The sequence below is a fragment of the Rhizobium sp. 3T7 genome (genome assembly GCF_020166565.1).
Classification (GTDB): Bacteria; Pseudomonadota; Alphaproteobacteria; order Rhizobiales; family Rhizobiaceae; genus Rhizobium.
On the sequence record NZ_JAIQXS010000037.1, the window covers coordinates 18,985 to 32,047 of the forward strand.

A 13,063-nucleotide genomic window follows, 5' to 3' on the forward strand; every position below is an offset into this window, starting at 1 on the left:
CAGGAAGAGAGTTTGTGAGAACGGTCTCTGGTCAGCCCTGCAAACGCATCTGCAGGGCGTTGACGGGGCCACGCTGCCGGTTGAACCGGAAATAGAAATTTTGCACGCGACCCTCCTTTCTCTTTGAGTGCATAGGAGAAATAGCATTGCGCGTGCAGAAATGCAACCGGAACGGTTGCATCAGGCCTTCTTCAGAAACTCCGTGCGCAGCACTAACCCTTGCCGTCGGTCGGATACCACGCAGCTTTACGAGCCTAGCTTGCACAGGGCAGTTTGGCTGCTATAAGCCCCTCGATCAGTAAATTCTTGGAGAAGACCATGGCAGGCGGCGACGACGAATACGTTTATGACGAAGTGACGGGTGAATGGCGTCCGGCTTCGGAACTGGCTGCCGCCGGGCAGGGGACCAGCGAGGTTCGGGATGCTTCCGGAAACGTCCTCAAGGATGGCGATTCCGTCACCCTCATCAAGGATCTGAAGGTCAAGGGGGCCAACCAGACCCTGAAGCAGGGTACTGTCATCCGGTCGATCCGGTTGACGGATAACCCGGAAGAGATCGACTGCCGCCACGACACCATCAAGGGCCTTGTCTTGCGCACGGAGTTCGTGCGCAAGCGTTGAGTGGCGTGATTGGCGGAGTACTATTGGGCGTGGGGCAGGATGAGAGCGGCAGCGCCCTTTCCGTTCAGCGCTTCAAACTGCCCAGGATGCCGCGCACCAGTGCCCGGCCGACCTGTGTCGCGACCGTGCGAGCCACGCTCTTCATCGCGGCTTCGACGACCGTCTCGCGCTGGTAGCCGGACGAGCGGGCGCGGCCCTCGGTCTTGCTCTGCTGCTCGGTGTCGTCATCGCCGAAGCCCGGCAGCGTCCAGCGGCCCGAGGCACTGCTCTCGGTCGGCTGCGTCGGTTGCGCCTGCTTGGCTGCGTCGGAGTCGGACGCCTTCTTGGCGCGCGCAGCCAGGATCTCGAAGGCGGATTCGCGGTCGAGATCTTCGTCGTAGACGCCGAGCACCGGGCTCTTGTCCATCACCTGCTGGCGCTCCGCATCGGTCAACGGGCCGACGCGGCCGGACGGCGGCCGGATTAGCGTCCGCTCGACGATCGAGGGCGAGCCCTTGGCCTCCAGCGTGGACACCAGCGCCTCGCCGGTGCCGAGCGTGGTGATGACGGCGGCGCAATCGAAGGCAGGGTTGGGCCGGAAGGTGTCCGCGGCCGTCTTCACCGCCTTCTGCTCGCGCGGGGAATAGGCGCGCAGCGCGTGCTGGACGCGGTTGCCGAGCTGCGCGAGTACGGTCTCCGGCACGTCTAGCGGATTCTGCGTCACAAAATAGACGCCAACGCCCTTGGAGCGGATGAGGCGCACGACCTGCTCGACGCGTTCAATCAGCACCCTCGGGGCGTCGTTGAAGAGGAGATGCGCTTCATCGAAGAAGAAGACGAGGTTCGGCTTCTCGGGATCTCCCACCTCAGGCAATTCCTCAAAGAGTTCGGAGAGCAGCCATAGCAGGAAGGTTGCGTAGAGCCGCGGGTTCATCATCAGCTTGTCGGCGGCGAGCACCGAGATCTGGCCATAGCCGCGGTTGTTGGTCCGCATGATGTCGGTGATCTTGAGTGCGGGTTCGCCGAAGAAATGCTCCGCGCCCTGTTGTTCCAGCACGAGCAGGCCACGCTGGATCGAGGCGACCGACGCCTTCGAGATCAGGCCGAACTGGCTGGAAAGCTCCGTCGCGTTCTCCGCCATGTAGTTCAGCAGTGAGGAGAGGTCCTTGAGGTCGAGCAGGGGCAGGCCGCCCTGGTCGGCGATCTTGAAGGCGATGTTGATGACGCCTTCCTGCGGCTCGGAGGCATCCATCAGGCGCGCGAGCAGCAACGGCCCCATCTCGGCGATGGTGGTGCGGACGCGATGGCCCTTTTCACCGAAGAGGTCCCAGAAGATGACCGGGAATTGGTCGAATTCGTAGTCGTCGAAGCCGATCTGCTCGGCGCGCTTGGTGAGAAAATCCTTCTGCTCGCCCTTGGCGGCGATACCCGATAGGTCGCCCTTGATGTCGGCGCAGAAGACGGGTACGCCGGCCCTCGAGAAGCCCTCGGCGAGCACCTGCAGCGTCACCGTCTTGCCGGTGCCGGTGGCGCCGGTCACCAGGCCGTGGCGATTCCCGAATTTCAGGTCGAGATATTCCGGCTTGTTGATGCTGTCGTCCGGATTGCGGCTGACGCCAACGAAAATCTTGCCATCCTCGAGCATTTCGAAAATTCTCCCTGCGGCCGTCGGCGCCGATTGCGTCAAAATGCGGAGCATGGTTTCCGCACGGTCATTGTAATATCGCCTCTCTGTTATAAGCAGGGAGTTCTGTGCGGACAACTGTCTGCATTAAAAGGAAAAGTGGGATAAAGCCTGCTTCCGCGGCGCGCGGCTTGAGTTGCCCCGCGAGTTCGATTAACGTTGACGTTAACGTCAAAAATAGGAGGCTGACAATGAATGAAATCGTAGACCAGATCGCCGCGCGTGTGGGTATCACTCCAGAGGTGGCCGAAAAGGCGGTGGGCATGATGCTCGGCTTCCTGCAGCGTGAAGCGGCGGACGGTCCGGTCGCCAAGATGATCGAGGCCATTCCGGGCGCTTCCGATCTCGTCGCCAAGTACAATGGCGAGGGCAATGGCAATGGCGGCGGGATCCTCGGCAGCATCATGGGCGCGCTTGGCGGCGGTGGCATCATGGCGCTCGGCCAGCAGCTGATGTCGGCAGGCCTCGGCATGGGCGAGATCACGACGCTTGCCAAGGAAACCATCGCGGTCGCTGAGCAGCACGCTGGCAAGGAAGTCGTCGATGAGGTTGTTGGCTCGGTGCCGGGTCTCAGCCAGTTCGTCTGAGTGGCAAGTCAACACTTTCGGCGGGCGGGCTTGTTCCCGCCCGTTTGCATTTGTAGCTATGGCGTTACGCCGAGCAAGGTCAGCCAGGTTTGCGACCGGTCGCTGGCAGCCTTGCGCCCGGCCTCGTCAAGCGCGCGAGGGCCACAGTAACGCTCGATGTTGGCCCGGTCGGTGTCGTTGATCTGAGGGTTGCGCGATGCGGCTATGACCTGACGCCAGGCGCATCCAAGAACGGGCTCGACAACGATACCTTTATTGCAGCCGGTGCTCAGGCAGAAAGAAACTTTCCGCTGACTTTCAATGCCGCCGGCGATCGCATCGGCGTAAAGGCCGGTCCAAGCCGCACGAATTTCTTCGCAGCGCTCGGCGGCGTCGCTTTGGTGGCAACTGATCTTCGGCACATAGCTGTCCGCAGGCGGCCAGTCGGCAACCTCGGCGAGGCTGACGCATCCACAGGCAAGAAGAGCTGCGGCAATCAACTGGAACATCGGGCTCCTTTGCTTGGCGCAAGCGGCAAGAGAATCACGCGAGACAAGCTCAAGGATTTCTTTACTCGCTGAAGGAGCATTTCTGAAGCGTCATTGCATCAGGTTCGGCAAGGCAAGCGGTCAATGCTTGCTCTTCGTTTCCCTTGCCAGCTGAAGGATGACGTCGTCAGCCGCGTCGGCCAGGGCCATCGCGATTTCAGCCGCCTTCCATCCCCGCTTCTCACCGTTGCGGATGAGCTCGAAGAGGATGGGCTCGAACTCCGACCGGCAAGTCTCCATACGTTGATCGGAAATCGACCGATTCTTAGACAAATGAGTATCTACCATGTCAATACCCCAAAACCCTCAGGATAGATTTAGCAAGGCGGTGGAAGAGCGCAAGTAAATATATTAATCGAGCTTTAACAATTTCGACTAATATATACTTTATTCGCTAAATGATAGAAAAACGCAAGAAGGGCTCGTCGGGGTTGGACGAGCCCCGCCTTCTTTGTCGCACTGGAATAGCAACGCGGTCAGCAGGAAAAGCTTCGCCGTACAAGCTAAAAGGGTCAACGCATCCATATTTTGTATAGCGTACCGTAAATGTGCTGCGATGGATCATGCCCACACATTCATGATACAATATTTCCGCTCGTCATGCGGGAAGCGTCGCCAAATTCTCTTCCACTTTACTTTAGTTAAAAGTGCATTTCCGAAATTACTTTCGGTCATGGTTGTGGATGATCACGCCCAGTTCGTGCCATTCTCGGCCATCGCGCCGGATGAGATCCTCGGCGCAAGACGGACCCATGCTCCCCGGTGCATAGGCCTCCGGCGTTTCACTGCTTTTTGCCCATATATCGAGGAACGGCTGCACCGCCGCCCACCCGGCTTCGATGCCGTCGGCGCGCTGAAACAACGTCTGGTCGCCGATAAAGAGATCGTAGAGAAGTGACTCGTATCCAGTCATCTTGCCGATGTCGAATTTGTCGGCATAGCGGAAGTCGAGCGAGACGGGGACGGTGTCGACGGAAAGGCCAGGCGACTTGATTGAGATCTCCATGCTCAGCCCTTCATCCGGCTGCACCTGGATGACCATCTTGTTTGGCGGCAGGTTGCGCTGGACATCTGTCTCGCGAAACTGCGCAAAGGGCACCTGCCGGAAGGTTATGACGATCTCGGTATCGCGCGCCGTCATCGCCTTGCCGGTTCTGAGATAGAATGGCACGCCCGCCCAGCGCCAAGAGTCCACATAGAGCTTCAGCGCCACGAAGGTTTCGGTGTTGCTGTCGGGCGAGACGTCCTTCGTCTCCCGGAACGCCGTAATATCGTTGCCATCGAGCTTGCCGGCCGTATAGGCGCCGCGTACGGCATGGGCAACTGCTTCCTCTGGCGTGTAGATGCGCAGCGCGCTCAGCGCCTTGCTTTTTTCTGTACGGATCGCTTCCGCACCAAAGCCGTTCGGAGCCTCCATCGCGATCATCGCCAGTAACTGGAACAGGTGATTGGGGACCATGTCGCGCAGCGCGCCGGTGGCGTCGTAGAATTTGCCGCGGGTGCCGACGTCGACCGTTTCTGCGGCGCTGATCTGCACGTGGTCGATATAGTTGTTGTTCCAGAGGGCTTCGATCATCATGTTGGCGAAGCGGGCGGTGAGAATGTTCTGCACCGTTTCCTTCCCCAGGAAATGGTCGAGACGATAGACTTGGCTCTCTGAGACGTTGCCGAGGATGCGGGCGTTCAACGCGCGGGCCGAGGCGAGGTCGGTGCCGAACGGCTTCTCGATTGCAATGCGCCGGAAGCATCCATCGGCCTCCCTGGTCAGCCCATGCGCGGCAAGCTTTTCGACCAGCGGTCCGAAGAACTGCGGCGGCACGGCGAAATAGAAGGCGGCGTTGCAGCTCGTCAGGTGCTTCTTGATTTCGAGGAATATTTCGTCCTGCGTGAAATCGCCTGAAATGTAGGAAATGCGCTGGCGCAGCCGCCGCCATACCTCGTCCATCTCAGGTCGGATCGGATCGCTCAGCCCCGCGAGGAAGCTATCCAGCCGCGCTACCAGCGAAGCGTCATCGCCGGGGTCTATCCCGACGCCGAGAATCTTCAGGTCGTCACCGACCAGGCCGCTTCGCGTCAGATTGATGATCGCCGGTATCAGCAGGCGCCGCGTCAGGTCGCCGGTGGCGCCGAAGATGACAAGTGTGGCTGGCGGAATAGGTGCGGCGTCCATGAAGGTCTCCTCGCTGTTCCCCTCGACTATAGTGCGCGCTGGTGCGGCGACAAGCAGCAGCATGCCGCTCGCCCATTGCAGGGTAATGTCAGCGGAGCCAGTCGCCGTCCTGTTGGTTAGCCCTGGCGCCTTGACACAACCGCCCCTTAGCCCTTGACGGCCACCATGAAGATCCGCGGGAACCGCAGCAAGACGCGACCGTCCGACATCTTCGGGTAGGCCTTTCCAACGCGGCCGAGATAGTCTGCCAGGAATGCTTCACGGTGCTCTTCGCCGGCGTGATCAAGATAGGGCCTGAAGCCCGTTCCCTTGACCCATTCGACGATCGCCGCGGCATCCGCCATGGGATGGTTGTAGGCGGTATGCCAGATGTCGACGCGGGCAGCCTTGCCGATGAGCCGGCTGTAGTAGGTCGACGGCGGTGGCAGCGGCTGACGGCGAACACTTTTCGCTTCGAAGGCGGCTTTCCAAGGCCCGGCGTGTGCCGTCTCCTCCATCAACAGATGCGTCGGCTCGGTCAGATTGTCAGGCATCTGCACCGCCAGCACACCGCCCGGCGCAAGCCCGTCCATCAAGCGGTCGAAAATGTCGAGATGGTTCGGCAGCCACTGGAAGACGGCGTTTGCAAAGAGCAGGTCTGCCGGTTCGCCCGGTTGCCAGATGGCAAGGTCGGCCTCGACGAAGGGCGTGCCGGGCATACGCTTGCGGGCGGCTTCCAGCATATTCAGGTCGCTGTCCAGGCCGGAAACGCCGGTTGCCCCGAAACGCTCGACAATCAGCTCCGTCGAATTGCCCGGCCCGCAGCCGAGATCCACGGCGTGACGGACGCGCTCGAGCGGCACCTGCGCCAACAGATCGCGTGCAGGGCGCGTGCGTTCATCCTCAAATTTGACATACTGGCTGGCAGACCATGCCATGGGTCTTCTCCCCTGTTATGCAGCTGTCCCGGAACGCTGAACGCGCACCTTGTCGATGTTGCGGCCATCCGGCCTCGCGAGTGGGGTTCGTCCGTCGCAGCAGACGCCTGATACCAGCGGATGAAGCCCGCGTGCTCCAAATACAGACAAGGAACGGAGAGCAAGAGGCCCGCACGAACTCGCCCTTATCGCCGCTATATGAGAGTGTTTCTTGAAAGGGAGAAGAGGGCCGCCCGACCGCATGCTCGGGCGGAGCTTAAAAATGTCAGGCCGCCAGGATGGTGATGCCGTGGGCGTTGGCTGCGGCCTTCATGCGCTCCATCGTTTCTGCGGAAGGCGTCGCCTTCGGCGGTTCCTGCGAGCCGACAGCTTCCAGGAATTCCGCCATCTCGCTGTCGACGATCGCCGAGAAGACGGCGGCTTCGGGACCGGGATTGGAATAGGCGTGCGGCTGGTTCGCCTCGATGCGGACAATGTTGCCTGCCGTGGCTTCGAATTCTTCCAGGCCGTTCTCCGTCGCGCGGCGAATGGTCAGCCGGCCTTCAATGATCCGGTAGACTTCGGGGCTCGCATGGCGGTGCAGCGGCGTCCCGCTGCCCGGTGGCACGGCAATATCGAAGATATTGAGCCAGGATCCCTGCAGACGAGCCCGTCGCTCGATCCGATCGCCCAGCACGAAGAACACCTTCGCGCTCGCCTGGGCAGGCGCTTTCACAAATGAGTTGGACATCATGTCTCGCTTTTCTTTTTCTTGGCGGCGAGCCCGTTAGACTTTTCCGAAGCCCTTGGCAACCCGCAGCCGCCGATCGTCGCTGTCGCGATTTGTCCCGGCGCATATGGGTCCTTGCATTTGCCGCTTCAAGCGGCGGCACTCTCTTGGCCGACTTTCTGCACCGCCAGAATGCGTTTAGCGACTTCCTCCAAGGCTTTCGCGTTGTCCTTGGCGATGGATCCGGCGATGGCCTTCAGCACTGCAATATTGCCCCGCGAGGCATCATCGAGAGCGTCGACTTCCTTCTGTGTCAGCTGCCGATCGAGACAGAAATAATCCAGGCTCCGGACGTTGGCATCCGTGACAACGGTGGAGTAATCGAGATCGGTGCCGCTAGGATTGAGGAGTGCATTCGCCTAATAGGAGGCGGCCGTACTTGCCTGTCGGTCCCTGCATCAGGATTGAAATCAAAGGCGTATCATGGGCGGGATGCATCCATCCGATGAAGACGTCGGAAAGCGAGGACTTCGGGAAAATATCGGCGCCTTCGTTTGCGTAAGGACCGAGCAGATCGGCCGGTGTGCAGGCTGCCTCGCCCGCTTTTGATGGGTGAGGGCAGGTCAGGCCGGCCGCAATGATGTCGCCGGTCGAGTTCCCCGCGTCAAGTCGAAGGCCTTGTGCAGCGGCAGCCCGTCAAGTGCTTTGCCAGTTCCACCAGGATGATGGCTGGAATGATGCCGCGGATACCGCCGGCCGTCGATCGAAAGAATAAAACGCGTTGCCATTTGTCCCCCCCACACCGGTTTATCCGGTCATGGAGAGTATGGATTGCAACCACGATAACACCGCAAACTGAAGTGCTCTTTTTGATTGAAGTTGGTTGTGGGGCTGGCGGTCAGAACTGCGTAATGACGCTAATCCCGACGCCTTCGGCTCGATCCAGCGTCATCAAGCCTGGAATTGCCTCCTCAAGTGTGATGCGCCGGCCGATCAGCTTCTGCGGCGCGATCTTGCCGGTCGTGAGCATCGACAGCATCGCATCGTAGCGCCAGGCCTGCATGCCATGGCTGCCGTAAATCTCCAGCTCGTGACTGATCACTTGCGCCATCGGAATCTGCGGCGTCGCGTAGTCGTCGAGCATCAGGCCGACCTGCACGTGCCGCCCGCGCCGGCGAAGGTTCTTGATCGAGTTGAAGCAGGTGACCGGATGGCCGAGTGCGTCGATCGAGACATGAGCGCCACCCCTGGTGATCTCGCGCACCGCCTCCGCCACGTCGGCGACGCTGCTTGCGTTGATCGTCGCCACCGCGCCGCATTCGCGGGCGAAGGCAAGCTTCTCGTCGGAAAGGTCGATGCCGATCGCGTTGGCTCCGAGTGCCGTTGCAATCATGATCGCCGAAAGGCCGACACCGCCGCAGCCGTGCACGGCGATCCATTCGCCAGGGCCGGTGCGCGCGTGATCGACGACGGCGCGAAACGATGTCGCGAAGCGGCAGCCGAGGCTTGCCGCCGTCGCGTCGTCGATACTGTCAGGCAGATGCACGAGGTTGGTATCGGCATAGTCGATCGCCACGTATTCGGCGAACGACCCCCAATGCGTGAAGCCCGGCTGGAACTGGTTCGGGCAGACCTGCTGGTTGCCAGAATGGCATTCGCTGCAATGACCGCAGCCGGAGACGAAGGGCACCGTCACCCGGTCGCCAACCTTGAAGCGCATGACGCCCTTTCCGGTCGCGACCACCTTGCCGGCCAGCTCATGGCCCGGCACATGCGGCAGCTTGATATCCGGATCGTGACCCATCCAGCCGTGCCAGTCGCTGCGGCAAAGCCCGGTCGCGCCGACGGCGATGACCACGCCATCCTCGCTGGGTGTCGGGTCGGGCAGGGTGCGTATTTCGGGAGCCTTTTCGAAGGCGTCGTAGAGCATGGCTTTCATCGATTTTACTCCCTGTCAGTCGCAACGATTCCGGCGCATGATGGCACGGCGCCGATGTCGCTTCCAATTGCGCCATCCATGATTTTCCGTGATACACCCATCGATCGCACTCACGGTCACGCGAACGAATATTACTCCGAGGCAAACGCATCCGCCATTTTCTTGCGTAGGATTCTCGGGCGTGGATTTCCGCTTGACCGGCTCTTCGCACGGGGATTTTGCTCTTCGAACTTTCAAGGAGAATGCCCATGGCCGTCGATACATCGCCCCGTTCAAACACCTGGACCTACGTCGAGGGAGATTGGCTCACCGGCAATCCGCCGCTGATCGGGCCGACTTCGCACGCCATGTGGCTGGCCTCGACGGTCTTCGATGGGGCGCGTTGGTTCGAAGGCATCGCGCCGGACCTCGACTTGCACTGCCAGCGCGTCAACCGCTCGGCGGTCAGCATGGGCCTGAAGCCGGTGAAAACGGCCGAGGAGATCGAGGCGCTTGCCTGGGAAGGGATCAAGAAGTTCGACGGCAAGACCCCGATCTACATCAAGCCGATGTATTGGGGCGAGCACGGCTCGGCCGGCAGCGTCGTCACGGTCGATGGTGATTCTACCCGTTTCGCGCTGTGCCTCTTCGAAGCCGCGCTCGGCAACCACGCGCCGAATTCGCTCACCGTTTCGCCCTATCGCCGTCCGTCGCCTGAAACGGCGATGACGGATGCCAAGGCCGGCTCGCTCTATCCGAACAGCGGCCGCGCCATCGCTGAAGCGAAAAGCCGTGGTTTCGACAACGCGCTGATGCGCGACATGAACGGCAACGTCGCCGAGACGGCGTCCTCCAACGTCTTCATGGTCAAGGACGGCATCGTCTCGACGCCGATCGCCAACCGCACCTTCCTTGCTGGCATCACCCGCGCCCGTGTTATCGGCCTCTTGCGCAAGGCGGGCTTCGAGGTTCGCGAAGTGACGCTCTCGGTCGAGGATTTCATGAATGCCGACGAGATCTTCACGACGGGCAACTATTCCAAGGTCGTCGGCATCAACCGCCTCGATGGCCGTGATTTCCAGGAAGGCCCGGTGACCCGCAAGGCGCTCGAGCTGTACATGAACTGGGCCTTCGGCCGCAGCGAAAGCGACAGCTAAGCCCAGCGCTTCTCGCCTGAGTATGATGGCCGCGCTTGCCGCGGCCATTCGGTCGGCTGTAGGGTGGAGAGGCCGCCCCTGCCGATCGGCGCCCTTGCTGATACGATGAGATCAATTTGCGCGAAGTGCTGGGAGAGACGGATCTGCCGCCGCTCCCAGTCCTGGTGAATTACCTGCTGATGCAGCGGTTATCCGGCCATGCTTCTCGGCCGCACGATCCACGCATAGGCGGCCCCGGCGATCAGTAGCACGCAGGTTCCGAGAAACACGGCCCGCATGCCGAAATGGCCACCGACGAAGCCGCCGAGCACGGGGCCGGCGACCTGGCCCACATACTGCGAGGAGACAGACAGGCCGAGAATGCTGCCCGCCGCACTGTCCGGCACGTTATGTCGGATGACCGCAGAAATGCAGGGCAGCAGCCCTCCGAGCGCTATCCCCATGAGGAAGCGCAGAATGATCAGCTGCCAGGAGTTCGTCACGAATGCCTGTGGGATCAGCAGTAGCCCGGCGACTGCAAGAGCACCCGTAATGACAGGCCAATGGCCGATCCGGTCCGCAAGCTTACCGAGGCGCGAGGCCGACAGGATGCTGCCGAGTGCGGCCGCCGACATGACGATGCCTGCGATCATCGTCACCTTGCCCGGATCGTCCGCCAGCTGTGCAACATAGACGGTGATGATCGGCTCGATCGACATGTTGGCGAGCATCAGCAGCAGGCCCGTTGCGAGCATCGCGACCACGGGGCGCTTGTCTGATATCGAGGCCCAGCCGCCGCTCGCCTTCGCAGCCTGCTTTCGGGCAGGGGACTTCTCTTCCTTGATCAGGAAGGTGGTTGCGAGGAACGCCAGCAAAATCATCGCACCCGCGGCCAGGAACGTGCTGCGAATGCCGATCAGCGGCGGCAGCGCGCCGCCGATCAGCGGACCGACGAGGTTGCCCGCCATGATGCCGGAGGCGAGCATGCCGAGCGCCCATGCGGAGCGATCCTTCGGCGTCTGCGTGGCGACCAGCACCATCGAGCCGGAAGAGTAGCCGCCAGCGAGCCCAACGAACAGGCGCAGCGCCACCAGCTGCCAAACATTGTCGGCCATTCCCATCAGCGAGATCGCAACCGTCATCCCGGCGCTGGCGCGCACCAGCATCAGCTTGCGTCCATAGATATCGCCGAGCCGGCCCCAGAGAGGCGCCACGAAGGCCGCCGCCAGAAAGGTCGCGCCATAGGCGATTCCCGACCATTGCACGATCGCCGCGTGGTCGCTGACACCAAGCTCTTCGACGTAGAGCGGCAGGAACGGCAGCAGCAGCGTCATCGCGACGATCGTCGTGAAGGAGCCGAGCAGCGAAATGAGCAGATTGCGCTTCCAGTAGATCGAGCCGCTCTCGACGACGGCTGCGTCCCATTTGGTATCGGTCATTTCGTAGCCTTTGCATTGATCGTATAGGTCAGTTCAGCCGCGCCGGAGGACATGCCCGCGGCGGCAAGAAAATCGGCGCGGGTGAAGGCACGGGAAGCATTAGCCGGTCGGTATCGAGCGCATGGACCGTTACCCCGCGGTGGATGCGCAGATCGTTCCAGGGTGGGCACGCGCCCATATAGCCTCCGTAAGGACCGTCCTTCAAGAAGGCTGCGAAGCCGTTCTGTCCGCGACAGCCGTGCTCGGTCATTGTCAGCGGCAATCCCCCCCTGTGGCAATCCGCTGCCATCGGCTCCTTCGCAGCTGCTACCCAAGCCAGGGTTGCGCAAAAAGGCTTCACCTGATATAAACTGATTGCAAATTGCAATCAGAATTAAGGAAAAGGACCCGTGCAATGGCAGGTGATGGCTCACGACGCGAGCGGGTCGTTCGCAGCCTTTACGAAGCCTATATCGACGGGCGCAAGGATGACGTAGGCACGATGCTGACGGAGGACTTCACCTTCTGCAGCCCGCGTGACGATCACATCGATCGCATCGCGTATTTCAACCGTTGCTGGCCCGAACCGCCGCCGTTTCGCGCCATGGAGCTCGAGTATCTCAAGATCGTGGATGACGAGGTGGTCGTCCGATACAGGGCCGAAAAGCATGACGGCGGAGCGTTCCGCAACATGGAAGTCCTGCGCTTCAGGGGCGACCGGATCGCCTCGGTGGACGTCTATTTCGGTCGCAATGTCTAGAACATATCTGTAACCAGTTCTTCCAAATACCTCTGGCGTCCGGAAGGCGACGCAAAGCGGTCATTTGGCCGCGGACCGGCGGCGTCAGCTGCGACCGCGGGCCGACGCGCCTCGTCACACCGAAGTTCCCGCCTTTGCTTTCATAACGATCAAGCGGCCGTTCTCTAATCCGCGCAGGTTCTGAGACTTATTCGTTGATTTCCGGTTCAACGAGCCTTGCCAGATTACGGAGCGATTCCTGCCAACCGAGATAGCAAGCCTCTGGGGGTATCTCGTCCGGGACGCCCGCTTGGACGACATTGAGTTCGGTTCCCACCGAGACTTTCTTCAAAGTCACGGTGACCTCCATTTCACCAGGCAAGTTGGGGTCGTCGAATTTGTCCGTGTAGCGAAGCTTCTCGCCCGGCACCAGTTCGAGATAGTTGCCGCCAAAAGAATGGCTTCCTCCGGTCGTGAAGTTCCGGAAGGACATCCTATGCGTTCCGCCGACCGATGGCTCCAAATGATGCACCGTGCAGACAAACCCATTTGGCGGAAGCCATTTGGCCAGCGCATCCGCCTCCAGGAATGCGCGATAAACTTTCTCAGGACTGGCGGCCAGGACCCGGTGAAGGCGTATCGTGTTCGGCATGATGAT

The 13,063-nt window shown here is 61.0% G+C and carries 14 protein-coding genes and 1 pseudogene; 5 read left to right on the top strand and 10 right to left on the bottom strand.

Annotated elements, in window-relative coordinates; translation table 11 throughout:
- Positions 1–318: 318 nt before the first annotated feature.
- Positions 319–621: an alkylphosphonate utilization protein gene (locus K9B32_RS28150; protein ID WP_007789221.1), complete on the top strand. Its 303-nt coding sequence runs from the start codon at positions 319–321 to the stop codon at positions 619–621.
- Between the two features lie 64 nt (positions 622–685).
- Here K9B32_RS28150 and K9B32_RS28155 read toward each other — a convergent pair whose 3' ends face one another.
- Positions 686–2,245 carry a helicase HerA-like C-terminal domain-containing protein gene (locus K9B32_RS28155; protein ID WP_224568504.1) on the bottom strand — a complete coding sequence of 520 codons (1,560 nt, stop codon included), beginning with the start codon at positions 2,243–2,245 and terminating at the stop codon, positions 686–688.
- Between the two features lie 230 nt (positions 2,246–2,475).
- Between K9B32_RS28155 and K9B32_RS28160 the strand changes: the two genes are divergently transcribed.
- Complete coding sequence (locus tag K9B32_RS28160) at positions 2,476–2,871, top strand: hypothetical protein (protein WP_224568506.1); 396 nt, start codon at positions 2,476–2,478, stop codon at positions 2,869–2,871.
- 56 nt (positions 2,872–2,927) lie between these two features.
- Here K9B32_RS28160 and K9B32_RS28165 read toward each other — a convergent pair whose 3' ends face one another.
- The 6 genes from K9B32_RS28165 to K9B32_RS28190 all read right to left on the bottom strand — a co-directional run bounded on the left by K9B32_RS28165 (position 2,928) and on the right by K9B32_RS28190 (position 9,133).
- Positions 2,928–3,359 carry a hypothetical protein gene (locus K9B32_RS28165; protein ID WP_224568509.1) on the bottom strand — a complete coding sequence of 144 codons (432 nt, stop codon included), beginning with the start codon at positions 3,357–3,359 and terminating at the stop codon, positions 2,928–2,930.
- A 120-nt stretch (positions 3,360–3,479) separates the two neighbouring features.
- Positions 3,480–3,686: a hypothetical protein gene (locus K9B32_RS28170; RefSeq protein ID WP_224568511.1), complete on the bottom strand. Its 207-nt coding sequence runs from the start codon at positions 3,684–3,686 to the stop codon at positions 3,480–3,482.
- 373 nt (positions 3,687–4,059) lie between these two features.
- Positions 4,060–5,568 carry a glucose-6-phosphate dehydrogenase gene (gene zwf / locus K9B32_RS28175; protein WP_224568536.1) on the bottom strand — a complete coding sequence of 503 codons (1,509 nt, stop codon included), beginning with the start codon at positions 5,566–5,568 and terminating at the stop codon, positions 4,060–4,062.
- A gap of 146 nt (positions 5,569–5,714) precedes the next feature.
- Positions 5,715–6,485: a trans-aconitate 2-methyltransferase gene (gene tam, locus K9B32_RS28180; RefSeq protein ID WP_224568512.1), complete on the bottom strand. Its 771-nt coding sequence runs from the start codon at positions 6,483–6,485 to the stop codon at positions 5,715–5,717.
- Between the two features lie 265 nt (positions 6,486–6,750).
- Positions 6,751–7,218, bottom strand: a complete 468-nt coding sequence (locus K9B32_RS28185; protein WP_224568514.1) for a cupin domain-containing protein — start codon at positions 7,216–7,218, stop codon at positions 6,751–6,753.
- 874 nt (positions 7,219–8,092) lie between these two features.
- Complete coding sequence (locus K9B32_RS28190) at positions 8,093–9,133, bottom strand: zinc-dependent alcohol dehydrogenase family protein (RefSeq protein WP_224568525.1); 1,041 nt, start codon at positions 9,131–9,133, stop codon at positions 8,093–8,095.
- A gap of 248 nt (positions 9,134–9,381) precedes the next feature.
- Between K9B32_RS28190 and K9B32_RS28195 the strand changes: the two genes are divergently transcribed.
- On the top strand, positions 9,382–10,269 hold the full coding sequence (locus K9B32_RS28195; RefSeq protein ID WP_224568527.1) for a branched-chain amino acid aminotransferase: 888 nt from the start codon (positions 9,382–9,384) through the stop codon (positions 10,267–10,269).
- A gap of 78 nt (positions 10,270–10,347) precedes the next feature.
- Positions 10,348–10,451, top strand: a pseudogene (locus tag K9B32_RS29210) (bestrophin); the annotation flags it as partial.
- A 6-nt stretch (positions 10,452–10,457) separates the two neighbouring features.
- On the opposite strand, the gene K9B32_RS28200 reads toward K9B32_RS29210, so the two are convergent.
- Positions 10,458–11,687, bottom strand: a complete 1,230-nt coding sequence (locus K9B32_RS28200) for a multidrug efflux MFS transporter (RefSeq protein WP_224568530.1) — start codon at positions 11,685–11,687, stop codon at positions 10,458–10,460.
- Positions 11,688–11,715: 28 nt separating this feature from the next.
- Positions 11,716–11,976, bottom strand: coding sequence for a YbhB/YbcL family Raf kinase inhibitor-like protein (locus tag K9B32_RS28205; RefSeq protein ID WP_318013379.1), 261 nt, complete (start codon positions 11,974–11,976; stop codon positions 11,716–11,718).
- Between the two features lie 105 nt (positions 11,977–12,081).
- Here K9B32_RS28205 and K9B32_RS28210 point away from each other — a divergent pair, with 105 nt between their 5' ends.
- Positions 12,082–12,426 (top strand): nuclear transport factor 2 family protein, encoded by a 345-nt coding sequence (locus tag K9B32_RS28210; RefSeq protein WP_224568532.1) that lies wholly within the window; start codon positions 12,082–12,084, stop codon positions 12,424–12,426.
- Between the two features lie 187 nt (positions 12,427–12,613).
- Here the strand turns inward: K9B32_RS28210 and K9B32_RS28215 are convergent, their stop codons facing one another.
- A complete protein-coding gene (locus K9B32_RS28215) occupies positions 12,614–13,057 on the bottom strand; it encodes an SRPBCC family protein (RefSeq protein ID WP_224568538.1) in 444 nt (147 codons plus the stop codon).
- Between the last annotated feature and the right edge of the window lie 6 nt (positions 13,058–13,063).

Bases quoted from the DNA above. Each gene is read 5' to 3' on its own strand.
- zwf (WP_224568536.1), bottom strand. From the start codon at position 5,568: ATGGACGCCGCACCTATTCCGCCAGCCACACTTGTCATCTTCGGCGCC.
- K9B32_RS28170 (WP_224568511.1), bottom strand. From the start codon at position 3,686: ATGGTAGATACTCATTTGTCTAAGAATCGGTCGATTTCCGATCAACGT.
- K9B32_RS28210 (WP_224568532.1), top strand. From the start codon at position 12,082: ATGGCAGGTGATGGCTCACGACGCGAGCGGGTCGTTCGCAGCCTTTAC.
- K9B32_RS28165 (WP_224568509.1), bottom strand. From the start codon at position 3,359: ATGTTCCAGTTGATTGCCGCAGCTCTTCTTGCCTGTGGATGCGTCAGC.
- K9B32_RS28195 (WP_224568527.1), top strand. From the start codon at position 9,382: ATGGCCGTCGATACATCGCCCCGTTCAAACACCTGGACCTACGTCGAG.
- K9B32_RS28160 (WP_224568506.1), top strand. From the start codon at position 2,476: ATGAATGAAATCGTAGACCAGATCGCCGCGCGTGTGGGTATCACTCCA.
- tam (WP_224568512.1), bottom strand. From the start codon at position 6,485: ATGGCATGGTCTGCCAGCCAGTATGTCAAATTTGAGGATGAACGCACG.
- K9B32_RS28190 (WP_224568525.1), bottom strand. From the start codon at position 9,133: ATGAAAGCCATGCTCTACGACGCCTTCGAAAAGGCTCCCGAAATACGC.
- K9B32_RS28150 (WP_007789221.1), top strand. From the start codon at position 319: ATGGCAGGCGGCGACGACGAATACGTTTATGACGAAGTGACGGGTGAA.
- K9B32_RS28185 (WP_224568514.1), bottom strand. From the start codon at position 7,218: ATGATGTCCAACTCATTTGTGAAAGCGCCTGCCCAGGCGAGCGCGAAG.
- K9B32_RS28155 (WP_224568504.1), bottom strand. From the start codon at position 2,245: ATGCTCGAGGATGGCAAGATTTTCGTTGGCGTCAGCCGCAATCCGGAC.
- K9B32_RS28200 (WP_224568530.1), bottom strand. From the start codon at position 11,687: ATGACCGATACCAAATGGGACGCAGCCGTCGTCGAGAGCGGCTCGATC.
- K9B32_RS28205 (WP_318013379.1), bottom strand. From the start codon at position 11,976: ATGGCAGCGGATTGCCACAGGGGGGGATTGCCGCTGACAATGACCGAG.
- K9B32_RS28215 (WP_224568538.1), bottom strand. From the start codon at position 13,057: ATGCCGAACACGATACGCCTTCACCGGGTCCTGGCCGCCAGTCCTGAG.